Genomic DNA, 18,776 nt, shown 5'->3' with positions numbered 1-18,776 from the left:
CACCAGGTTTCACCTGTCGTGATGATGCGCTGATTTGATCGCCTCATCCGATCGCGCTGGTCAAATCGAGGGGGTTTGTCATCACGACCCAGTTAGATTGCTATGTAGAGAAGAATCAGCACTTGGCGCAGTTGGGTAGGAGGGCTAAGCGAATGGTCATGCAGCTTTTCCTTCTCTCCGCTCTCACCATGTGCGCTTTTGCGGCAAACTCCATTTTAACACGGATGGCAGTTGACGGTGGGCATATTGATCCTGCGGGCTTTGCGCTCGTTCGCGTCGCCGCAGGTGCTTTGGTTTTGGGGATCATGGTGGCGCTACGGGGTGGGCGGCTGCCGCTCTTGCGACGCAACAGGATCGGCGGCGCTGTCAGCCTTGCTGTCTATATGATTGGTTTTAGCCTCGCGTATCTAACGTTGGATGCTGGGCTCGGTGCGCTTATTCTTTTTGGTGTCGTGCAGATTACCATGTTTACCTACGCCGCGATGACCGGTGCGGCACCCACCGCGCGGCAAATCACAGGCGCCGCCGCGGCCTTTGCCGGATTGGTGCTTGTTCTTTGGCCGGATGGGCAGGGTTCAACAGATATCATGGGCGCTGGATTGATGGTCGCCGCGGGGATGGGCTGGGCCGCCTATACGATCATTGGCCGCACATCGGGCGATCCCTTGGCGGCAACTTCGGCGAATTTTCTGCTTTGCCTGCCTTTCATGCTTATCCTGCCTGCTTTGACAGGCTCGCATTTCAGTATGACGGGCCTGCTGTTGGGCGCGCTTTGCGGTGGGGTAACTTCCGGCCTTGGGTACGCATTGTGGTATGCGGTGCTGGCCCGGATCGACGGTGGCACGGCGGCGGTGGCGCAGCTTAGCGTGCCGATCATCGCCATTCTTGCTGGCGCGCTGCTTTTGGGTGAACCGCTGAACTTCACGCTGCTTATCGCGACGGCGTTGGTTCTGGGCGGGATTGCTTGGGCGATCAGCGCAAGATCGGCTCCAACGGATCGTAGGTGATCGCCGCCTCCGCCGGACCAAAGGCGACCGCGCCGAGACTGTCGGGCTTGTGTGGAATCTGCGCCAATTCGGCTTTGGTGACCCATTGATGTCGGGTGACGATGGCTTCGTGATCCTTCCAGTCTGACGCGATCTGGGCGGGGCCAAGGATATGGCACCTGAAATAGATATCCACCTGATGAAAATCGCCGCTGGGGTCGTGGAATTCGTTGATCAGACAGGGTGCGCCGACCGAGATCGTCAGGCCCGTCTCTTCGAACACCTCGCGGCGCAGGTTGTCGGGCAGGGAGGCGCCGGCCTCTACCCCACCGCCGGGGGCGCACATCAAACCCAGCCGATTGTCGGCATAGGCATTGACCAGCAGGAGGCGGTCCTCGTGCAGCAAGACAGCGCGGGCGGCCAATCGGGGGCAGGGGCGGGGCATCGGCATACTTTCGTCAGGTAACGCGCCAAGACCATTTCACAGTACCGCCAATCAGTCTATCTGGAGGGCATGATGAAACCACTCACCTTGCTGATCGCCGCGATTTGGCTGGCGATTCCTCTGCCTGCAGCGGCTGAAACGGCTGCAGGCCGCTGTGTTGTATTGCTGCATGGGCTGGCACGAACCGAGATGTCTTTCGCCGTTATGGAAGCCGCCTTGGCCGCCGAAGGATACCGCGTGGTGCGCCCCGGCTATCCCTCGACCGAAGCCAATATCGCTGAGTTGACTAAGCAGACCTTGCCACAGGCGGTTGCCGCTTGTGGCACCGCGCAGATTGATTTCGTGACCCATTCCATGGGCGGTATTCTGGTGCGCAAATGGGTGGCAGAGGCTGGTGCCGACCGTGTCGGCCGCGTGGTGATGCTGGGGCCGCCCAATCACGGCAGCGAAGTGGTTGACGAATTGGTCGAGAACCCCGCCTTCGAGTGGTTGAACGGCCCGGCCGGGGCCGAGATCGGCACCGGGGTTGGGGCGCTCCCGAACCAATTGCCGCCTGTGCCGTTTGAGTTGGGCGTGATCGCGGGGTCACAGTCTCTGAACCCTTATTTCTCAAGCCTTTTGCCGGGTCCGGATGACGGGAAAGTCTCGGTCGCGTCGACCCGTGTGGCGGGAATGAAAGAGCATATCGTCTTGCCCGTGACCCACACTTTCATGATGAACAACCCGCGCGTTATCGCCCAGACCATGGCGTTTTTGAAAACCGGCAGTTTTGACCGGTCAATGACCTTTATTGATGGTGTATTGAACGCGATTGGCTGCCCCGAAGGCGGGTGCCTGCCGGGGTTGGGAGGGGACGATGCCAAACCTTGACCTGATGAACGCAGAGGTCCTGCATCCCGAAGGGCTTAGCCGCGCGCCGCTGTCTTTTGCCGAAGGGGTGATTAATGACCGCCCGGTGGGGCGGAGCGTCGACCTGACTGGCTTCCGAGTGCTGCCCGGGATCGTCGACCTGCATGGCGATGCCTTCGAGCGGCATCTGGCACCGCGCCGCGGGGCGATGAAGCAGCTTTCCGAAGGGCTGGTCGCCGCAGAGGCGGAACTGGCGGCCAACGGCATGACCACGGCTGTTTTGGCCCAATTCGTCAGTTGGGAGGGCGGCCTGCGGGGGCTGGAATTTGCCGATCAGGTTTTTTCTGGCATCCGCGACACGGCGCCGGAATTGGTCACGGATATTCGCCCGCAGTTGCGCTTTGAGACCCATATGCTCGACCTCTATGACAGTCTGCCGCAGCGTATGGCGGAGTGGGGCGTGGGCTATGTGGTGTTCAACGATCACCTGCCGCATGACCGTTTGGCGGCGGGTAAGATGCCGAAACGGCTGGTGGGGCAGGCGCTGAAGGCTGGGCGTAGCCCCGAGAGCCATTTGGCTCAAATGCAGGAGATGCACGCTCGGCGCGATGAAGTGCCAGCGGCCTTGGATCGACTGTGTGCAGAACTGGCGCAACGCGGGGTCAAAATGGGCAGCCATGATGATCAGACCGCCGAGGGGCGCGGCCTGTGGCGGGCCCGGGGTGTGACACTGGCAGAATTTCCCGAAACGCAGGAGGCCGCCGAGGCCGCGCATGGGGCGGGCGATGCGGTGATCATGGGCGCGCCCAATGTGGTGCGCGGCGGGTCGCATAACGGCAATCTGTCGGCGCTGGATTTGATCAGCATGGGGCTATGTCACGCCTTGGCGTCAGACTACCATTACCCTTCGCCGCGCCGTGCCGCCCTGATGCTGGCGCAAAGCGGGCTGCTCGACCTTGCGGGGGCATGGGCGCTGGTCTCATCCGGGCCGGCGCAGGTGCTGGGCCTTACCGATCGTGGCACGCTGGCACCGGGCAAACGCGCTGATATCATTGTGTTGGACAAGGCCACGGGCCGCGTCGCCGCCACTTTCGTGGCGGGGCGGGTAAGCTTCATGTCCGGCGCGGTTGCGGAGCGTTTCGTCGCCTGACCTCAGGCGCGCATGATCTGGTTCACATGGCCCATCTTGCGACCCGGTTTCACCTCGGCCTTGCCGTAGAGATGCAGCGCGGTGTCGCGCGCGCGGGCAAGTTCTGACACGCGGTCCATATCGTCGCCGATGAGGTTGGTCATCACCACATCCGCATAGCGCTGACCATCGCCCAAGGGCCAGCCCGCGACGGCGCGGATGTGCTGCTCGAACTGGTCGATCGCGCAGCCATTCTGGGTCCAATGGCCCGAGTTATGCACCCGTGGGGCGATTTCGTTCACGATCAGCCCCTGCGGGGTGACGAAAAGCTCAACCCCCATGACGCCGACATACTCAAGCGCGTTAAGCACCCGACCGGCGAGCAAGACCACATCGGTGCGCTGCGCGTTGCTGATCTTTGCCGGGACGGTGGTGGTGTGCAGGATGCCATCGCGGTGGACGTTCTCACCAGGATCGAAACAGGCGACTTCGCCCGTGGCGCTGCGAGCGGCGATGACGGAAATCTCGGCGCTAAAATTCACGAACCCTTCGAGCACCGAAGGCGCACCGTTCATCTCGGCCCAAGCGGTGTCGAGGTCGGCATCGTCTTTCAGCCGCGCTTGGCCTTTGCCGTCATAGCCGAAACGCCGGGTCTTGAGGATCGCGGGCGTGCCGATCTGGGCCACGGCGGCCTTCAGGCTGGCGGCGTCGGTGACATCGGCAAAAGGCGCCACCTTCAGGCCGAGGTCGCCGAGGAAGGTTTTCTCGGTCAATCGATCCTGCGAAATTCGCAGTGCTTCGCGGCCCGGGCGGATCGGGGTGATTGCCTCCACCACGTCGAGCGCCTCGGTCGGGATGTTCTCAAACTCGAAGGTCACGATGTCACAGGCGCGGGCGAAAGCCTCTAGCGCGCTGTGGTCGTCATAGCCTGCGGTGGTCACCGCATGGGCCACATCGGCGGCGGGCGGGTTGGCACCCGGCTCAAAGATATGGGTCCGAAAGCCTAGCCGCGCGGCGGCGACAGAGAGCATCCGGCCCAATTGGCCGCCGCCCAGAATGCCGATGGTGGCGCCGGTTTGCAGTGGCTCAGTCATGCGGCACCTCGGGGATCGAGGCGCTGAGCGCGTCGCGCCAATCGTCCAACCGCTTGGCCAGTTCTGCGTCCTGCAAGGCGAGGATGCCCGCCGCCATCAAGGCCGCATTGGCCGCGCCTGCGGCACCGATGGCCATGGTCGCGACCGGAAAGCCGCGCGGCATCTGCAGGATGGAATAGAGCGAATCCACACCCGAGAGCGCTTTAGTCTGCACCGGCACGCCGATCACCGGCACCCGGGTTTTGGAGGCCATCATGCCCGGCAAATGCGCCGCACCGCCAGCGCCTGCGATAATCACTTGCAGACCACGGTCCACGGCCGTTTTGCCATAGTCCCACAGCCGGTCTGGCGTGCGATGGGCGGACACGATGCGCGCCTCAAAGGGGATGTTAAGCTCTTCCAGCAGGGTTACTGCTTCGCGCATGGTGGCCCAGTCGGACTGGGACCCCATGATGATGCCAACCGGGGGCGTGGTCATTGCGCAGGGCCTTCTCTTGGTGGATCAGAGCGCGCACTATACCCATCCCGACCCATGTGGCAACGATGATTGCCGCAGGCAACAGAGATCAAGGTTTAGGCGATGATGTCGGGGGTCAGGCGGTCTTCGATCTGGGCGATGAGATCCTTGAGCCGCAGTTTGCGCTTTTTCAGCCGCTGTAGGGTCAGTTGATCGCCAGTTCCCTTTTCAACAAGAGCGTGGATGGCGTCATCCAGATCGCGATGTTCCCGTCGGAAGACCTCAAGTTCAACACGCAGCACTTCGTCCGTTTTCATCGACAGATCGGTAGGGGCATTCATGGGTAGGTGATTCCGTTGGGCAGCTGAACCTTGAATATAAGCGCTTGAGATCATTTGGCATAGCCCTTGCGCAGGCAAGAAAGCCCCCCCATATTCAATGCAACGGGTTGCCGGTTGCGGGGCCTGTGAAACACTGTCGCTTGACCTGATAAGGACGTGTCGCATGACGAAATTAACGCTTGCCTCTTACCCGCATATGCTTGGGTTTGAACAATTGGAACGGGTGCTTGAACGCAGCGCCAAAGCCGGAAACGAAGGTTATCCGCCGTTCAATATCGAACAAACATCTGACTACAGCTATCGGATCACACTTGCCGTGGCTGGTTTTTCGGAACAGGATCTGTCGATAACAGTTGAGGATAGACAGCTCGTGATCCGTGGGCGTCAGTCTGACGATGGTGAAGATCGGGTGTTTTTGCACCGTGGAATCGCCGCGCGACAATTTCAGCGCTCGTTCGTACTGGCCGATGGGGTCGATGTGGGCGAAGCCGTTATGGAGAATGGTCTGCTGCACGTCGACCTGACCCGCGCCAAGCCTGAAACGGTGGTTCAAACCATCAAGATCAAGAAGGGGTAACATCATGCAAGACGCAATCACCCACGGAAATGACCGTATGGTCTATGTTAAAACCATCGCTGTCGCCGATCTGCCGCGCGAAGTGCGCGATCAGGCGGAAGGGCTTGAGCTTCTTTATGCGGTCCACGACGCCGAAGGGCAGCAACTGGCCCTCGTCGGCGATCAGAAACTCGCTTTCTCGCTGGCGCGAGAGCATGACTACCGCCCGGTCATGGTGCATTGACGCCAACGTTCACGACGATACGCTAAGCTCGATGCAAGGCCGCAATCCGCTGCGGCCTTTTGTTATTGGGAGCGGGCGTATGGATTTCGATTTCGACTGGGTGGATGCTTTCACCGATCAGGTCTTTGGCGGCAATGGCTGTGCCGTGGTGCATGGCGGGGCGGTGCTGCCTGATGACCTGTGCACGGCCTATGTGCGTGAGACATCTTTGGTAGAATGCACCTTTACAGGGCCGTCCGAGATCGCTGACTTCAAGGTGAAATACTACCTCGCCAGCCGAGAGATACCCTTTGCCGGCCATCCGACCATCGCCACCGTCGCGGCCCTGCGCCATCGCGGGCTGATCGGTGAAGGGCCGCTGCGGCTGGAGACGGGCGCGGGTGTCTTGGAGATAGAGGTCCGCGGTGCCCAGATCGCAATGACCCAGACCGCGCCTGTTTTCGGGGAAGAAGTACCTGCCGAGCTCGTCGCCAAGGTGGGCGGCGTGGCACACGGGGATATCATCGCCCCGCCGCAGGTGGTCTCCACCGGGCTGCCGTTCTGTATCACCGTTCTGCGCAGTCGCGCCGTCTTGGAAGGGCTGAAGCTTAACCCCGAGGCGCTGGCGGATTACAACGCACATCTGGGGCAAGACAGCGATATGATGGAGCCTTTTTGGGTAACACTCGACGGCGCAACAGCAGCGGGCGATACCTATGCGCGGCTGCTATTGGCCCCACCAAGCCCCGCCGAAGACCCTTTCACCGGATCGGCGACAGGCGCAATGGCGGCCTATCTCTGGGCGCGGGGGCTGATCGATAACCCCCGATTTGCCGCCGAACAGGGGCATCTCATGGGCCGTCCGGGACGGGCGGAGGTCGAGGTGCTTGGCCCCCGCGATGCGATCACCGGTGTGCGTGTGGCGGGGCAGGGGCGCGTGGTGATGTCGGGCCAAGTCTTCATGCCCGAGGTGGTCTGACCCCAAACGCAAAACGCAGCCCCGAGGGGCTGCGTTGTCCTTGGCAAAAGCTGAACGGTTTACCCCGCGATCAGCCCCATGTTCTCGAGCTTCAGCAACACCTGATGGGCACAGTTGTCGACCTCGACATTCTCGGTCTCCAGCACCAGTTCGGCGTTCTGCGGCACGTCGTAAGGGTCGGAAATGCCGGTGAACTCTTTGATCTTGCCTTCGCGCGCCAGCTTGTAGAGCCCCTTGCGGTCGCGGCGTTCGCATTCCTCGATCGAGGTCGCGACATGGATCTCTACGAAGGCGCCGAAGTTCTCCACGTCCTCACGCACCGCGCGGCGGGTGGCCGCGTAGGGCGCAATGGGCGCGCAGATCGCGATGCCGCCGTTCTTGGTGATCTCGCTCGCGACATAGCCAATGCGGCGGATGTTCAGATCGCGGTGTTCTTTGGAGAAGCCCAGCTCAGATGAAAGGTTTTTCCGCACGATATCGCCATCCAGCAGCGTCACAGGGCGGCCGCCCATTTCCATCAGCTTGACCATCAGCGCGTTGGCGATGGTGGATTTGCCCGAGCCGGAGAAACCGGTGAAGAAGACGGTGAAACCTTGCTTCGAGCGCGGTGGGGAGGTGCGGCGCAGTTCCTTCACGACCTCGGGGAAGGAGAACCATTCGGGGATCTCCAGACCTTCGCGCAGGCGGCGGCGCAGCTCGGTACCCGAGATGTTCAGGATGGTGACATCGTCCTTGTCCTTGATCTCATCCATGGCCTCATATTGAGCGCGTTCCTGCACCCAGACCATATGTTTGAAATCGACCATTTCGATGCCCATTTCCTCCTGATGCGCGCGGAACAGGTCCTGCGCGTCATAGGGGCCATAGAAATCCTCACCGGCGGAGTTCTTGCCGGGGCCAGCGTGGTCGCGGCCGACGATGAAGTGTGTGCAGCCGTGGTTCTTGCGGATCAGCCCGTGCCAGACGGCCTCGCGCGGGCCAGCCATGCGCATGGCGAGGTTCAAGAGGCTCATCGAGGTGGTGGCGGCAGGGTATTTGTCGAGCACCGCCTCATAGCAGCGCACGCGGGTGAAATGATCGACATCGCCGGGTTTGGTCATGCCGACAACGGGGTGGATCAGCAGGTTGGCCTGCGCCTCACGGGCGGCGCGGAAGGTGAGTTCCTGATGCGCGCGGTGCAGCGGGTTGCGGGTTTGAAAGGCCACGACGCGGCGCCAGCCCAGCTTGCGGAAATAGGCGCGCAGCTCGTTAGGCGTGTCGCGGCGCGCGCGGAAATCGTAGTGTACGGGCTGCTGGATGCCGGTCACCGGGCCGCCGAGATAGACGTTGCCCGCTTGGTTGTGCAGATAGTTCACCGCCGGATGGGCATCATCATCGGCGCCAAAGACCTTCTCGGCCTCGCGTGCCTTATTGGGGGTCCAACGGTCGGTGATGGTCATGGTCGCAAGGATCACGCCCTCTTGGTCGCGCAGGGCGATGTCCTGACCCAGTTCCAGCTTTTCGGCGAAGGCTTCGCTGACGTCGAGGTTGATCGGCATGGGCCAGAGGCTGCCATCGGCCAGCCGCATGTTCTCGACCACGCCGTCATAATCTTCCTCGGACAGGAAACCTTTGAGCGGATTGAAACCGCCGTTCATCAAAAGCTCCAGATCGCAGATCTGACGCGGGGTGAGATCAAGGCTCACCAGATTGCCGGCTTCGATCTTCAGCTTTTGCGAAGACTCATAAGAGACATAGAGTTCGGGGATCGGCGTCAGGTTGCTGGGCATCATAACTATCACTTTTCTTCAGGGGGCAGGCGGCTTCGGTCTTGGCTGCCATAGCTGCAAAAGGCGTAAAAAGTCTATAGTTCTAGGGGGGATCGTATCGTTAAAGGCTGTTATCCCGCGATCTCGGGATGGCCTGCAATTCGGGTGTTCAAGGGCGGCGGAAACCAGAATTATCTCCGCCGCGCCTTCGGTTGACTTAAACGTCTTCCTTCACTTCGGCCCCATAGCCAAGCGGAAGGGAGGTGTCCTTGCCCTCATCATCGCCCACTTCGGCCAGAAAACGCTCAGCTTCCAGCGCGGCCATGCAGCCCATGCCGGCGCTTGTCACCGCCTGGCGATACTTGTGGTCTGTCAGATCGCCTGCGGCAAAGACGCCCGGAATGGAGGTTTCAGTGCTGTCCGGTTTGGTCACGACATATCCGCCCATGTGGGTTTCCAACACGTCCTTCACCAATTCATTCGAGGGCGCGTGACCGATGGCCACGAACACCCCTTTGGCCGGGATATCAGTGATCTCGCCCGTTTTGACGTGTTTAACCTTCACGCCTTCGACACCCAGCGGGCTGTCGGTGCCATAGACTTCCTCAAGCTCGTGGAACCACAGCGGCTCGATCTTGGGGTTCTTCATCAGTCGGTCGATCAGGATTTTCTCAGCGCGCAGTTCATCACGGCGGTGGATCAACGTGACCTTGGAGGCGAAGTTGGTCAGGAACAGCGCCTCTTCCACGGCGGTGTTGCCGCCGCCGATCACCACGATCTCTTGGCCCCGGTAGAAAAAGCCGTCACAGGTGGCGCAGGCCGACACGCCGAACCCTTTAAACTTTTCCTCGCTCTCCAGCCCCAGCCATTTGGCCCGCGCCCCGGTGGCAAGGATCACAGCGTCGGCGACATAGGTCGTGCCGCTGTCGCCTTTGGCGTGGAACGGACGGCTTGAGAGGTCAAGATCGGTGATGATGTCGCCGATGATCTCGGTGCCCATGGCCTGGGCGTGGTCCTGCATGCGGATCATCAGGTCGGGGCCTTGGACCTCGCTGTCGCCGGGCCAGTTCTCGACCTCGGTGGTGGTGGTCAGCTGGCCGCCGGGCTCAATCCCTTGAACGAGGATCGGCTCCAACATGGCGCGGCTTGCATAGACCCCGGCGGTATAGCCCGCAGGGCCGGAGCCGATGATCAGTACCTTGGTTTTACGTGTCTCGGCCATCTGGCGCCCCCGGGCTGTCATTGATATTGCCCGCCTCATATAGCGATAGCGGGGAAGCCGTTAAACCCCCACCGTCACCGCTCTGCCATTACGCTTGCGTGAGCGGGCGGCTGGTTCGGTTTAAGGGCCGAGACAAAGATTATTGCGCTTGTGTGAAACTTTATTGCGCGTACCACGCAGGCTGCTATAAGAATCGAAAATTCACTGAGGATGATATGGCGGGTACACGACTAGATCCGATCGACCGGATGATCTTGGCCGAATTGCAATCGGATGGCCGGATGACGAATGTCGAACTGGCCAAGCGCGTGGGCATCTCTGCGCCGCCCTGTTTGCGCCGGGTCCGCACCTTGGAAGAACAAGGCTACATCAAAGGCTATCATGCCGATGTAGATGCGCGCGAACTGGGCTTTGAGGTGCAGGTCTTCGCCATGGTCGGACTTGCCAGTCAGGCCGAGGCCGATCTGAGCGCTTTTGAAGAGAAATGTCGCGGTTGGCCGTTGGTGCGCGAGTGCCATATGCTCAACGGTGAGGTTGATTTCATCCTTAAATGCGTGGCGCCGGACCTGTCGAGTTTTCAAAGTTTCCTCACGGGGCAATTGCTGACGACGCCGAATGTGGAAAGCGTAAAGACGAGCCTTGTGATCCGTGGGGCCAAGGATGATCCCGGCGTACCCTTTGACGTTTTGGAAGCGCGGCTGTCGACCGCGCCCTGAATCAGTCCTTTGAACTATCTTCTGTGGTTTCAGGCGCGCGGGGATGGGCAAGGGGGCCGAAATCCGTCGCATGCGCGATCTGCGGAAACATCGACAGAAGCCGATCCCGAAGGCTGGGCGCGGCGTCGCGCAGAGCCTGCGCACCGGGGTGAAAGGTCTCCATCTCCAACCCGCCTGCCTTGATCGCCGCATGGCGCGACAGGCAGATATGGAACAGGCGCACCGGGGTCGGCGGGGCGACCTCAATCACGTTGACCCCATCCAAAAACGCGCGAACCGGGGTCAGCAAACGGGTGCTGCCCGCCTCTGCCCGCAGGTGAGGCGGCGTGTGTAGTACCCGTGCGGCGGGACCAAGGGTGAGGAACGAACTGGGGCGCCCCTCTCCGAAACTGTCGGGCATGATGCGGATCAGCGAAAGCCGCCGCCCGCTGTCCGCCGGGATAAAGCTGCTGGACCCGATCCAGATCAATCGCGCCGGTTCCCCCGATGAGGTGTTGATCATGTCGCCGGGCTGAAGGTCCTCAATGGCGATGTCGCCCTGCACCGTCTGGATCAGCGTCCCGCGGGCGAAGGCCGCAAAGGCGGATTCGAAAAGCGGCGCGGCGGGGGCAGTGCCTTGCCCGATATAGAGCGAACCATCGGCGCGCAGGGCGGCAATTTCATAACTGCGCATTGGCGCAGGCGGCGGAACTTCCAGATCGGTGGCGGCGGTCTGTGTCATGCAAAACCCCTTATCTACCCGGCGCAGCGGGGCGGAACGCGGCCCTTTTTGGGCGCGGACTGACAGGTAATTCGCCATGTTCTGCCGGAATTGTCAAAATATCCGGGATATTCACAGCCTATCCCGCGCCAATTTCCGCTGAAATCGCGGTATGTTTCTTGGCCCGGCTCTTGGCTGCCATATTTGCATGAAAACACCCCCCGAGGCGAATCAACGTCCCGAGGGGCGGTCATTTGTACCGGACGCTTTGGCGCCGGTACCGGGGGAAACTTGTCAGGCGGTCTTGCGGACCGGGGCGTTGCCAGCGCGCTTTGCGATAAAGGCGGCGCGGCGCGCGCCACGCGCCCATGGCATGACGGTGTCCGTCTTTGCGGCGGTCTCGACGACGGACTTGATGAAGCGCGGGTTCTTTTTCATGGCTCGGTTCCTCTTCGGTCATGCGGGCATCGTTCCATTCACTATCGCAGTGCAATCGGGCCGGTTTTTGACGATGGGTGAGAAACTTGCGCGAATTTGACGGCTGAGTTGGGCGCTTTGGGGCGGGAAGGCCACAATCTATAAAGTGTTTAAATTCCTACAGTTATCGCCTGCTCGAGAAGCAGTTGAGCAAAACGGGCGCGATTGCGTCCAGTCTGGCGGCAGTAATGCGGCATGAAACGGGCGACCCTCGCCCCAATCTTGCCCCGTTCAAAGCGTGATGGCCGAGAGCAGGCGGCCATAATCCGCCTCTTTGGCGTGGGTCGTGCGCCGGTAGGAATAGAATCGCGCGGGATCGGCATAGGTGCAATGCCGCGTCCATTCCGCATGGCCCACACCCGCGGCCCGCAACCGGTTCAGGCCAAAGCCCGGCAGGTCAAAATGCAGACGGTCACCTTCGCCTTGGGCAAAGTAACGGGCAAACTCGGGGTCGACGCTCATGAAGTTGTCGAGAAACTCTGGCCCGACCTCATAGGCGCGTTGGCTGATCGAGGGGCCGATCACCGCAGTGATCTTTTCGCGCGTGGCGCCCAGATCAACCATCGCATCGACGGTCGCCTCAAGTATCCCATCAAGCGCGCCGCGCCAGCCCGCATGGGCCGCGCCAACCACACCGGCCTGCGCATCCGCAAAGAGCACGGGCTGGCAGTCAGCGGTCAGGATCGACAGGGCGATGCCGGGGGTTTTGGTCACCAGCGCATCGGCGCGGGGCTTGTCGTCGCGCGGTTCAGTCACGGTAACGACGGTGGCAGAGTGGACTTGATGCACCCCGACAAGGTGGTCGGCGGGGAGGCCCATCGCCTCGGCGGCGCGGGCGCGGTTGATGCGCACAATCTCGGACTGGTCCGAGCTGCCGCTGCCGCAGTTCAGCCCGGAAAACACCCCCGATGACGCGCCGCCACGGCGGGTGAAGAACCCGTGCTGCAGAGGGGCAAGCGCATCTGATGTGAGAATTTCGAGCGTCATACTTCTGTCCCCGGGGGCGGGGTCTGACCTTTTTGGTAGAGCCCCATCACTTTGAACAGGTTTCCCATTTCCGCCGGGTGCGTCAACCGCCGATGTGCGGCAATGTGGCTGCCAAGCGCGTCACCGGTCAGGAGTTCGGCCAATTTCTGCGCGCGGGGGGTGATGCCCAAACGCTCAAGAAAAACGCCTTGGGTGACGACGCGGCTATGGGGGCAGGGGCAGGCGAGGGCGAGCGCCTCGAAATCGACATGAGCGGTCAGATCGGCATGGCCGGGGCTGGCCAGCGGGTCTACGGGGGCGTGGTTCGCCAATGCTTGCAGGGTGTCGCCCAAGGCCCGCCAATCGCCATAGTCGACGATCAGCGCGGCGCCGCCATGATCTGCGATGCGGCTGCCGATCTGTTGCATGATCTCTGCCCCCGGGGCGCAAAGCTCGACCAGATCGCCGTCCTTCGTATCCTCCAGCCGGTGCGTGAGGGCGGGCTGTGGGGTCACAGGCCCAAGGCCGAAGGTCAGCGCGCCCTCTGCCGCGCCAACCCGCCGTTCCGCCCAGCCCGCGCCTTGGCGGATGAACTGGCGGATCGGCAGCGCGTCGAAAAACTCATTCGCGATCAGGAAAAGCGGCGCATCGGGCAAGTCTGCAGCGCTATCCAGCCAAGTGACCTCATGGCCCCGCAACGTCTCACGCTGCACGTCGCGCAGAGCGGGGGAGGCTTCGACCAGCGTAATCTTCGCAGCGGCCAGAAATCCCGGCACCTGCGCGCAGGCGCGCAGCAAATCGGCCATCAAGCTGCCGCGCCCCGGCCCAAGCTCGGCCAATGTGAAAGGCGTGGGCGCACCCTGATCCAGCCAGCTTTGCGCCAGCGAGAGGCCGATCAATTCGCCAAACATCTGGCTGATCTCCGGCGCCGTTATGAAATCCCCCTCTGCGCCAAAGGGCGCGCGGGTCGTGTAATAGCCCCAGTCGGGATGCAACAGGCAGGACTGCATATAGTCGTCCAGCCGCATCGGCCCTTCCAAGGCGATCCGCGCGAGCAGATGGTCCTTCAGGCTCATGCCTGTCGCCGCGCTCGGATGATCAGAAAGATGCCTACGGCGATCATCGGCAGCGACAGGATCTGCCCCATGGTCAGCCCCCAGCCGCCGGTATGCCACGCCAGCCCCAATGGATTGCCGGAGGTGACGAATTGCGCATCTGGCTGGCGCAGGAATTCAACCGCGAAACGTGCCGCGCCATAGCCCGCAAGGAAGGTGCCGCCGATCAGGCCGGGCATTTTCAGCGCGCCGCGTTTCCATGCCATCCAGATCAACACGCCGCCCAAGAGCAGCCCCTCCAGCAGCGCCTCATAGAGTTGCGAGGGGTGCCGGGCGCAGATGCCGGCCACGTCGGGGCAGAACTGCGCTGCCTCGCCGGGGAAGGCCACGCCCCAAGGCAGATCGGTCGGACGACCCCAGAGCTCGGCGTTGATGAAATTCGCCAGCCGCCCCAGAAACAGGCCCGGCGCCAGCCCCAAACAGACCATATCTCCGGTTGAGATCACCGGGATGCGATGCCGCCATGTATAGAAGAGCCCGGCCAAAATGACCCCAAGCGCCCCACCATGGAAGGACATGCCGCCCTCCCAAAGCTGCAAGATGGCGGCGGGGTTCGACAGGTAATAGGCTGGTTGATAAAAGAGCACATAGCCCAAGCGTCCGCCAAGAATGACGCCCAGAATAACCCAAAAGAGCAGGTCCTCGACCTGTCCGGGCTTCATGACGGGCGTGTCATTCTTCCACAGTTGGGGGCGTTTGACCGCCGCGGTGGCGATGCGCCAGCCCAGCAAAATGCCCACGATATAGGCCAGCGCGTACCAGCGCAGCGCGAAGGTGGTGCCGAACAGGTTAACCGAAAAGATTTCCGGCGCGATATCGGGGAAGGGGAGCATGGCTATCATGGTGCTGATTGAGCAAGGCCGCGCGGGGAAGTCAACCTTGCGAGTAAGGGCTTCGCGCCCCATATAGAGACTAACAAACCTCCGGAGGCCAGACATGCAGACCCGTAACAAGTTTTTCGATGACGTATCACAGATGATGACAAACGCGATGGGCGTCGCCCAGGGTGCCAAGGATGAGGCCGAGACTGCCATGAAGGGCATGCTTGACCGTTGGCTCGCTGATCGTGATTTTGTCACCCGCGAAGAGTTCGACGCGGTGCGTGCCATGGCGCAAAAGGCCCGCGAAGAGAACGAAGCGCTGAAAGCGCGGCTCGACAAGCTCGAAACCAAGGGCTGAGGCCCGAGCCCAGGCCAAATTTGATCCGTCGCCCCCATGGTAGGGGCGGCAATCCTCCGGGCCGACTGAGGCGAATTACGCCCCGGCGCAGCACCTCTCTCCAAATTGTAGACGTTTTCCGCGATTTACCCACAAGTTATTGCGGTTATCCCCTATCAATTGTGGTTATCCCCAAGAAAAACCTTGCCAGACTGTTCCGCTAGAAGCACCATATCTTGTATAGGTGATGTGAACCTACACGCCTATTTGTGCAGGCTTCCATGAATGGTGGGCCACGTCCCGCCCCGTGGAACAGATTGAGAGGTGGCGAAATGGCCCTGTCCGAGCATTACCTTGAAGAAGACGTTCACCCGATTGATATCGTTGAAAATATCGCGGCGCACCATGATTGGGAGTTCGACCGCGTGGCGGATGACCAAATCGCCATGGCTGTCGAAGGGCAATGGCGAACATATTCGATAACGCTGGCATGGTCTGCCTATGACGAAACGCTGCGCCTGATTTGCACCTTCGAGATGGAGCCGCCTGCCGAAAAACTGCCGCAGCTTTACGAATTGTTAAACCTCGTCAACGATCAATGCTGGGCGGGGGCGTTCAGTTTCTGGCCGGATCAGCAGTTGATGGTCTACCGTTACGGCTTGGTGCTGGCCGGTGGGCAGGTCGCGGGCCCAGAGCAGATTGATACGATGATCGGTGCCGCTGTCATGAGCGCCGAACGCTACTACCCCGCGCTGCAATTGCTCGTCTGGGGCGATCAAACCCCCAAGGCCGCGATGGACGTCGCCATTGCAGAGGCTTACGGCCGGGCGTAACAAAGTCCCCGAACAACTTCGGGGGATGACAATGAAAGACGGCAGAGTGGCGCGCGATGGCTTGGTTTTGCTGGGCTGTGGCAAAATGGGATCGGCCATGTTGGAAGGCTGGCTGGCAAAGGGACTGCCTGCAAGCTCGGTTTGGGTCGTGGACCCCAAGCCCTCCGATTGGCTGCAAAGCACGGGCGTGAACCTTAACGCCACGCTGCCCGCCACTCCGGCCGTGGTGCTGGTGGCGGTCAAGCCGCAGATGATGTCGGATGCGCTGCCGACGCTTCGGCCGATGGGCAACGGCGAGACGCTTTTCGTCAGCGTCGCGGCGGGCACCACCATCGGTTATTTCGAAAGCGTCCTTGGCGGCGACACACCCATCGTGCGGGCCATGCCCAATACCCCCGCTGCCATTTCCAAAGGGATCACCGCCATCGTTGGCAACGCCAAGGCGGGCAGCCGGTCTTTGGATGAGGCCGAGACCCTGCTCAGTGCCGTGGGTGAGGTCGTGCGTCTGGCCGAAGAGGCGCAGATCGACGCGGTCACGGGGGTCAGCGGCTCGGGCCCGGCCTATGTCTTTCACATGATCGAATGCATGGCCGCCGCCGGGGTGGCCCAAGGCTTGCCCGAAGAACTGGCCATGCAATTGGCCAAGGCGACCGTGGCCGGGGCAGGGGCGCTGGCGATGCAGGCCGAAGAAGACCCCGCCCAGCTTCGCGTCAACGTGACCAGCCCCAATGGCACCACCCAAGCGGCGCTTGAGGTTCTGATGGATGAGGCCGAAGGCTTCCCACCCTTGTTGAAACGCGCTGTGGCCGCTGCCGCAGACAGATCGCGGGAGTTGGCCAATGGCTGAGATCACTTTTGACGATTTTCTCAAGGTCGACATTCGCGTCGGCACCGTGACCCGGGCCGAAGCCTTCCCCGAAGCGCGTAAACCGGCAATCAAACTCTGGGTGGATTTCGGCGCTGAGATTGGGGAGCGTAAGACCTCTGCCCAGATCACGGCGCATTATACACCCGAAACGCTGGTGGGGCGGCAGGTCATGGCCGTGGTGAACTTCCCCGCGCGCCAGATCGGGCCTTTCATGTCCGAAGTGCTGGTGCTTGGCCTGCCGGATAAGGACGGAGAGATCGTGCTGGTGTCGCCCGATCAAAAAGTGCCCGAAGGAGGGCGGATGCATTGAAAAAGATACTGATTGCCAGACCCTTGCCCAAGGAGGTCACCGTCACCTTGACGGGCTGCGAGGTAACCGTTCGCGAGGAAACCGCGCCCCTGTCGGCCGATGAAATGCGCGCGGCTTTGCGCGACTATGACGGGGTGATGCCGACCTTGGGGGATGTATTCTCGGCCGAAGTCTTTGCCGATGTGCCTGCCCCACGCTGCAAGATCCTCGCCAATTTTGGCGTCGGCTATAACCACATCGACGCGGCAGCGGCCCGCGCGGCGGGGGTGGAGGTGACCAACACGCCCGGCGCCGTCACTGATGCCACGGCGGATGTCGCCATGACACTCATGCTGATGTCCGCCCGCCGTGCCGCCGAAGGGGAGCGGTTGGTCCGCTCGGGCGCGTGGGAAGGGTGGCACCCGACCCAGATGCTGGGACTGCACCTGACCGGCAAGCGTGTCGGCATCGTCGGCATGGGCCGGATCGGGCAGGCCATCGCGCGGCGGTGTCACTATGGGTTCGACATGCAGGTCAGCTATTTTAACCGCAGTAAGAAAGACCTCGATTTCCCGGCCACCCGTGTCGAAAGCCTGACTGCGCTGGCCGAGGCTGTTGATGTGCTTGTCGTCGCCGTGCCCGGCGGCGGCGAGACACGGCATTTGATTGATGAGAGCGTGCTCGGGGCGATGCAGCCCCATGCCCATCTGATCAACATTGCCCGCGGCGATGTGGTACAGGAGGCCGCATTGATCGAAGCTCTGCAAGCGGGGCGCATCGGCGGTGCGGGGCTGGATGTCTATGAGTTCGAACCCAAAGTGCCGCAGGCGCTGCGCGATCTCGACAATGCTGTGCTGTTGCCGCACCTCGGCACCGCGGCGCATGAGGTCCGCGTCGATATGGGGCTGATGGCTGTGGCCAATCTACAAGCCTTCGTCGACGGAAGCACCCCGCCGAACCGGGTTTAGCCATCGCCCACGGCGGCGCGCCAGTGTTTGCGGCAGAGTGAGACATAGGTCTCGTTCCCGCCGATCTGCACCTGCGCGCCGTCGCGCATCGCTTGCCCTTCAGCGTCGCGGCGCACGACCATCGTAGCCTTTTTGCCGCAATGGCAAATGGTGCGCACTTCGCGCATCTCATCGGCCAGCGCGAGCAGGGTGGCGGAGCCGGGGAAAAGCTCACCCCGGAAATCGACCCGCAGCCCAAAGCACATGATCGGCACGCCGAGATCATCCACCGCGCGGGCCAGTTGCCAGACCTGCTCGACCTCAAGAAACTGCGCCTCATCGACGAAGATACAGGCGCATGGGCCTTGCTCTAACCGGCTTTCGATCTTGGCCAAAAGGTCTTCGCCCGGGGCGAAGGTATCGGCCTCTTGCCCGATGCCGATGCGCGAGGCGATGCGCCCTTCGCCCGCGCGATTGTCGAACTGCGCGGTCAGCAGATAGGGCACCATGCCGCGCTCCACATAGTTGTGTGCCGCCTGCAGCAGCACCGTGGATTTGCCAGCGTTCATGGTGGAGTAATTGAAGTAAAGCTTTGCCATGGGCAGGGTGTTACGCCGCCCATGACAGCGGATCAAGATGGAAACCCCGCCTTGATCGTGCAGGCGGGCGGGGCAAGGC

General features: G+C 61.7%; 24 protein-coding genes. 12 read left to right on the top strand and 12 right to left on the bottom strand.

Annotated elements, in window-relative coordinates; genetic code table 11:
• Positions 1 to 158 precede the first annotated feature (158 nt).
• Positions 159 to 1,007 carry a DMT family transporter gene (locus O4H31_RS14330; protein ID WP_269346841.1) on the top strand — a complete coding sequence of 283 codons (849 nt, stop codon included), beginning with the start codon at positions 159 to 161 and terminating at the stop codon, positions 1,005 to 1,007.
• Here O4H31_RS14330 and O4H31_RS14325 read toward each other — a convergent pair.
• Positions 973 to 1,437 (bottom strand): NUDIX domain-containing protein, encoded by a 465-nt coding sequence (locus O4H31_RS14325; protein ID WP_269346839.1) that lies wholly within the window; start codon positions 1,435 to 1,437, stop codon positions 973 to 975. The genes O4H31_RS14330 and O4H31_RS14325 overlap by 35 nt on opposite strands.
• A 63-nt stretch (positions 1,438 to 1,500) precedes the next feature.
• Here O4H31_RS14325 and O4H31_RS14320 point away from each other — a divergent pair, with 63 nt between their 5' ends.
• The gene (locus O4H31_RS14320; RefSeq protein WP_269346836.1) at positions 1,501 to 2,301 is read left to right on the top strand and encodes an alpha/beta fold hydrolase; all 801 of its coding nucleotides are present in this window, start codon (positions 1,501 to 1,503) and stop codon (positions 2,299 to 2,301) included.
• Entirely contained in the window at positions 2,288 to 3,430 is a 1,143-nt protein-coding gene (locus O4H31_RS14315) for an alpha-D-ribose 1-methylphosphonate 5-triphosphate diphosphatase (RefSeq protein ID WP_269346834.1), read from the top strand. The genes O4H31_RS14320 and O4H31_RS14315 overlap by 14 nt, the downstream gene beginning before the upstream one ends.
• A 2-nt stretch (positions 3,431 to 3,432) precedes the next feature.
• On the opposite strand, the gene O4H31_RS14310 is transcribed toward O4H31_RS14315, so the two are convergent.
• The 3 genes from O4H31_RS14310 to O4H31_RS14300 form a co-directional block, all read right to left on the bottom strand.
• Positions 3,433 to 4,503, bottom strand: coding sequence for a 5-(carboxyamino)imidazole ribonucleotide synthase (locus tag O4H31_RS14310; RefSeq protein ID WP_269346832.1), 1,071 nt, complete (start codon positions 4,501 to 4,503; stop codon positions 3,433 to 3,435).
• Entirely contained in the window at positions 4,496 to 4,981 is a 486-nt protein-coding gene (gene purE / locus O4H31_RS14305) for a 5-(carboxyamino)imidazole ribonucleotide mutase (RefSeq protein WP_269346831.1), read from the bottom strand. Before purE ends, O4H31_RS14310 begins: the two co-directional genes overlap by 8 nt.
• Before the next feature lie 95 nt (positions 4,982 to 5,076).
• On the bottom strand, positions 5,077 to 5,301 hold the full coding sequence (locus tag O4H31_RS14300; RefSeq protein ID WP_007119020.1) for a YdcH family protein: 225 nt from the start codon (positions 5,299 to 5,301) through the stop codon (positions 5,077 to 5,079).
• Between the two features lie 163 nt (positions 5,302 to 5,464).
• Between O4H31_RS14300 and O4H31_RS14295 the strand changes: the two genes are divergently transcribed.
• The 3 genes from O4H31_RS14295 to O4H31_RS14285 all read left to right on the top strand — a co-directional run bounded on the left by O4H31_RS14295 (position 5,465) and on the right by O4H31_RS14285 (position 7,059).
• Positions 5,465 to 5,878 (top strand): Hsp20 family protein, encoded by a 414-nt coding sequence (locus O4H31_RS14295; RefSeq protein WP_067267324.1) that lies wholly within the window; start codon positions 5,465 to 5,467, stop codon positions 5,876 to 5,878.
• 4 nt (positions 5,879 to 5,882) lie between these two features.
• Complete coding sequence (locus O4H31_RS14290; protein WP_007119022.1) at positions 5,883 to 6,101, top strand: DUF1150 family protein; 219 nt, start codon at positions 5,883 to 5,885, stop codon at positions 6,099 to 6,101.
• A gap of 79 nt (positions 6,102 to 6,180) precedes the next feature.
• Positions 6,181 to 7,059: a PhzF family phenazine biosynthesis protein gene (locus tag O4H31_RS14285; RefSeq protein ID WP_269346827.1), complete on the top strand. Its 879-nt coding sequence runs from the start codon at positions 6,181 to 6,183 to the stop codon at positions 7,057 to 7,059.
• A gap of 59 nt (positions 7,060 to 7,118) precedes the next feature.
• Here O4H31_RS14285 and O4H31_RS14280 read toward each other — a convergent pair whose 3' ends face one another.
• Together O4H31_RS14280 and trxB are read right to left on the bottom strand one after the other, a co-directional pair.
• On the bottom strand, positions 7,119 to 8,831 hold the full coding sequence (locus O4H31_RS14280) for a bifunctional sulfate adenylyltransferase/adenylylsulfate kinase (RefSeq protein WP_269346826.1): 1,713 nt from the start codon (positions 8,829 to 8,831) through the stop codon (positions 7,119 to 7,121).
• A gap of 193 nt (positions 8,832 to 9,024) precedes the next feature.
• The gene (gene trxB / locus O4H31_RS14275; protein ID WP_269346824.1) at positions 9,025 to 10,029 is read right to left on the bottom strand and encodes a thioredoxin-disulfide reductase; all 1,005 of its coding nucleotides are present in this window, start codon (positions 10,027 to 10,029) and stop codon (positions 9,025 to 9,027) included.
• 215 nt (positions 10,030 to 10,244) lie between these two features.
• Between trxB and O4H31_RS14270 the strand changes: the two genes are divergently transcribed.
• Positions 10,245 to 10,745: an Lrp/AsnC family transcriptional regulator gene (locus O4H31_RS14270; RefSeq protein WP_040700523.1), complete on the top strand. Its 501-nt coding sequence runs from the start codon at positions 10,245 to 10,247 to the stop codon at positions 10,743 to 10,745.
• A 1-nt stretch (position 10,746) separates the two neighbouring features.
• Here the strand turns inward: O4H31_RS14270 and O4H31_RS14265 are convergent, their stop codons facing one another.
• The 5 genes from O4H31_RS14265 to lgt all read right to left on the bottom strand — a co-directional run bounded on the left by O4H31_RS14265 (position 10,747) and on the right by lgt (position 14,845).
• A complete protein-coding gene (locus O4H31_RS14265) occupies positions 10,747 to 11,466 on the bottom strand; it encodes a Hint domain-containing protein (protein ID WP_269346821.1) in 720 nt (239 codons plus the stop codon).
• A gap of 273 nt (positions 11,467 to 11,739) precedes the next feature.
• Positions 11,740 to 11,883 (bottom strand): hypothetical protein, encoded by a 144-nt coding sequence (locus O4H31_RS14260; protein ID WP_162931872.1) that lies wholly within the window; start codon positions 11,881 to 11,883, stop codon positions 11,740 to 11,742.
• Positions 11,884 to 12,153: 270 nt separating this feature from the next.
• Positions 12,154 to 12,909 carry a peptidoglycan editing factor PgeF gene (pgeF, locus tag O4H31_RS14255; RefSeq protein ID WP_269346819.1) on the bottom strand — a complete coding sequence of 252 codons (756 nt, stop codon included), beginning with the start codon at positions 12,907 to 12,909 and terminating at the stop codon, positions 12,154 to 12,156.
• Positions 12,906 to 13,964 (bottom strand): class I SAM-dependent methyltransferase, encoded by a 1,059-nt coding sequence (locus tag O4H31_RS14250; RefSeq protein ID WP_269346817.1) that lies wholly within the window; start codon positions 13,962 to 13,964, stop codon positions 12,906 to 12,908. Before O4H31_RS14250 ends, pgeF begins: the two co-directional genes overlap by 4 nt.
• On the bottom strand, positions 13,961 to 14,845 hold the full coding sequence (gene lgt, locus O4H31_RS14245) for a prolipoprotein diacylglyceryl transferase (protein ID WP_269346815.1): 885 nt from the start codon (positions 14,843 to 14,845) through the stop codon (positions 13,961 to 13,963). The genes O4H31_RS14250 and lgt overlap by 4 nt, the downstream gene beginning before the upstream one ends.
• Positions 14,846 to 14,939: 94 nt before the next feature.
• On the opposite strand from lgt, the gene O4H31_RS14240 reads away from it, so the two are divergent.
• The 5 genes from O4H31_RS14240 (at position 14,940) to O4H31_RS14220 (ending at position 18,119) form a co-directional block, all read left to right on the top strand.
• Positions 14,940 to 15,182, top strand: a complete 243-nt coding sequence (locus O4H31_RS14240) for an accessory factor UbiK family protein (RefSeq protein WP_067622764.1) — start codon at positions 14,940 to 14,942, stop codon at positions 15,180 to 15,182.
• Between the two features lie 311 nt (positions 15,183 to 15,493).
• Positions 15,494 to 15,994: a YbjN domain-containing protein gene (locus O4H31_RS14235; RefSeq protein ID WP_067622761.1), complete on the top strand. Its 501-nt coding sequence runs from the start codon at positions 15,494 to 15,496 to the stop codon at positions 15,992 to 15,994.
• A 31-nt stretch (positions 15,995 to 16,025) separates the two neighbouring features.
• Positions 16,026 to 16,841, top strand: a complete 816-nt coding sequence (proC, locus tag O4H31_RS14230; RefSeq protein ID WP_269346811.1) for a pyrroline-5-carboxylate reductase — start codon at positions 16,026 to 16,028, stop codon at positions 16,839 to 16,841.
• On the top strand, positions 16,834 to 17,172 hold the full coding sequence (locus O4H31_RS14225; RefSeq protein ID WP_269346809.1) for a tRNA-binding protein: 339 nt from the start codon (positions 16,834 to 16,836) through the stop codon (positions 17,170 to 17,172). Before proC ends, O4H31_RS14225 begins: the two co-directional genes overlap by 8 nt.
• Complete coding sequence (locus O4H31_RS14220) at positions 17,169 to 18,119, top strand: 2-hydroxyacid dehydrogenase (RefSeq protein ID WP_269346806.1); 951 nt, start codon at positions 17,169 to 17,171, stop codon at positions 18,117 to 18,119. The genes O4H31_RS14225 and O4H31_RS14220 overlap by 4 nt, the downstream gene beginning before the upstream one ends.
• Here O4H31_RS14220 and O4H31_RS14215 read toward each other — a convergent pair.
• Positions 18,116 to 18,697, bottom strand: coding sequence for a thymidine kinase (locus O4H31_RS14215; protein WP_269346804.1), 582 nt, complete (start codon positions 18,695 to 18,697; stop codon positions 18,116 to 18,118). The two genes, O4H31_RS14220 and O4H31_RS14215, sit on opposite strands and share 4 nt — an antisense overlap.
• Positions 18,698 to 18,776: the final 79 nt, after the last annotated feature.

Origin of the sequence: Sulfitobacter dubius, from assembly GCF_027214245.1 — a bacterium.
Classification (GTDB): Bacteria; Pseudomonadota; Alphaproteobacteria; order Rhodobacterales; family Rhodobacteraceae; genus Sulfitobacter; species Sulfitobacter dubius_A.
Note: the sequence above shows the minus strand (reverse complement) of the source record. Positions and strands in the feature narration are given on the sequence as shown.

Bases quoted from the DNA above. Each gene is read 5' to 3' on its own strand.
- O4H31_RS14330 (WP_269346841.1), top strand. From the start codon at position 159: ATGCAGCTTTTCCTTCTCTCCGCTCTCACCATGTGCGCTTTTGCGGCA.
- O4H31_RS14325 (WP_269346839.1), bottom strand. From the start codon at position 1,437: ATGCCGATGCCCCGCCCCTGCCCCCGATTGGCCGCCCGCGCTGTCTTG.
- O4H31_RS14320 (WP_269346836.1), top strand. From the start codon at position 1,501: ATGATGAAACCACTCACCTTGCTGATCGCCGCGATTTGGCTGGCGATT.
- O4H31_RS14315 (WP_269346834.1), top strand. From the start codon at position 2,288: ATGCCAAACCTTGACCTGATGAACGCAGAGGTCCTGCATCCCGAAGGG.
- O4H31_RS14310 (WP_269346832.1), bottom strand. From the start codon at position 4,503: ATGACTGAGCCACTGCAAACCGGCGCCACCATCGGCATTCTGGGCGGC.
- purE (WP_269346831.1), bottom strand. From the start codon at position 4,981: ATGACCACGCCCCCGGTTGGCATCATCATGGGGTCCCAGTCCGACTGG.
- O4H31_RS14300 (WP_007119020.1), bottom strand. From the start codon at position 5,301: ATGAATGCCCCTACCGATCTGTCGATGAAAACGGACGAAGTGCTGCGT.
- O4H31_RS14295 (WP_067267324.1), top strand. From the start codon at position 5,465: ATGACGAAATTAACGCTTGCCTCTTACCCGCATATGCTTGGGTTTGAA.
- O4H31_RS14290 (WP_007119022.1), top strand. From the start codon at position 5,883: ATGCAAGACGCAATCACCCACGGAAATGACCGTATGGTCTATGTTAAA.
- O4H31_RS14285 (WP_269346827.1), top strand. From the start codon at position 6,181: ATGGATTTCGATTTCGACTGGGTGGATGCTTTCACCGATCAGGTCTTT.
- O4H31_RS14280 (WP_269346826.1), bottom strand. From the start codon at position 8,831: ATGATGCCCAGCAACCTGACGCCGATCCCCGAACTCTATGTCTCTTAT.
- trxB (WP_269346824.1), bottom strand. From the start codon at position 10,029: ATGGCCGAGACACGTAAAACCAAGGTACTGATCATCGGCTCCGGCCCT.
- O4H31_RS14270 (WP_040700523.1), top strand. From the start codon at position 10,245: ATGGCGGGTACACGACTAGATCCGATCGACCGGATGATCTTGGCCGAA.
- O4H31_RS14265 (WP_269346821.1), bottom strand. From the start codon at position 11,466: ATGACACAGACCGCCGCCACCGATCTGGAAGTTCCGCCGCCTGCGCCA.
- O4H31_RS14260 (WP_162931872.1), bottom strand. From the start codon at position 11,883: ATGAAAAAGAACCCGCGCTTCATCAAGTCCGTCGTCGAGACCGCCGCA.
- pgeF (WP_269346819.1), bottom strand. From the start codon at position 12,909: ATGACGCTCGAAATTCTCACATCAGATGCGCTTGCCCCTCTGCAGCAC.
- O4H31_RS14250 (WP_269346817.1), bottom strand. From the start codon at position 13,964: ATGAGCCTGAAGGACCATCTGCTCGCGCGGATCGCCTTGGAAGGGCCG.
- lgt (WP_269346815.1), bottom strand. From the start codon at position 14,845: ATGATAGCCATGCTCCCCTTCCCCGATATCGCGCCGGAAATCTTTTCG.
- O4H31_RS14240 (WP_067622764.1), top strand. From the start codon at position 14,940: ATGCAGACCCGTAACAAGTTTTTCGATGACGTATCACAGATGATGACA.
- O4H31_RS14235 (WP_067622761.1), top strand. From the start codon at position 15,494: ATGGCCCTGTCCGAGCATTACCTTGAAGAAGACGTTCACCCGATTGAT.
- proC (WP_269346811.1), top strand. From the start codon at position 16,026: ATGAAAGACGGCAGAGTGGCGCGCGATGGCTTGGTTTTGCTGGGCTGT.
- O4H31_RS14225 (WP_269346809.1), top strand. From the start codon at position 16,834: ATGGCTGAGATCACTTTTGACGATTTTCTCAAGGTCGACATTCGCGTC.
- O4H31_RS14215 (WP_269346804.1), bottom strand. From the start codon at position 18,697: ATGGCAAAGCTTTACTTCAATTACTCCACCATGAACGCTGGCAAATCC.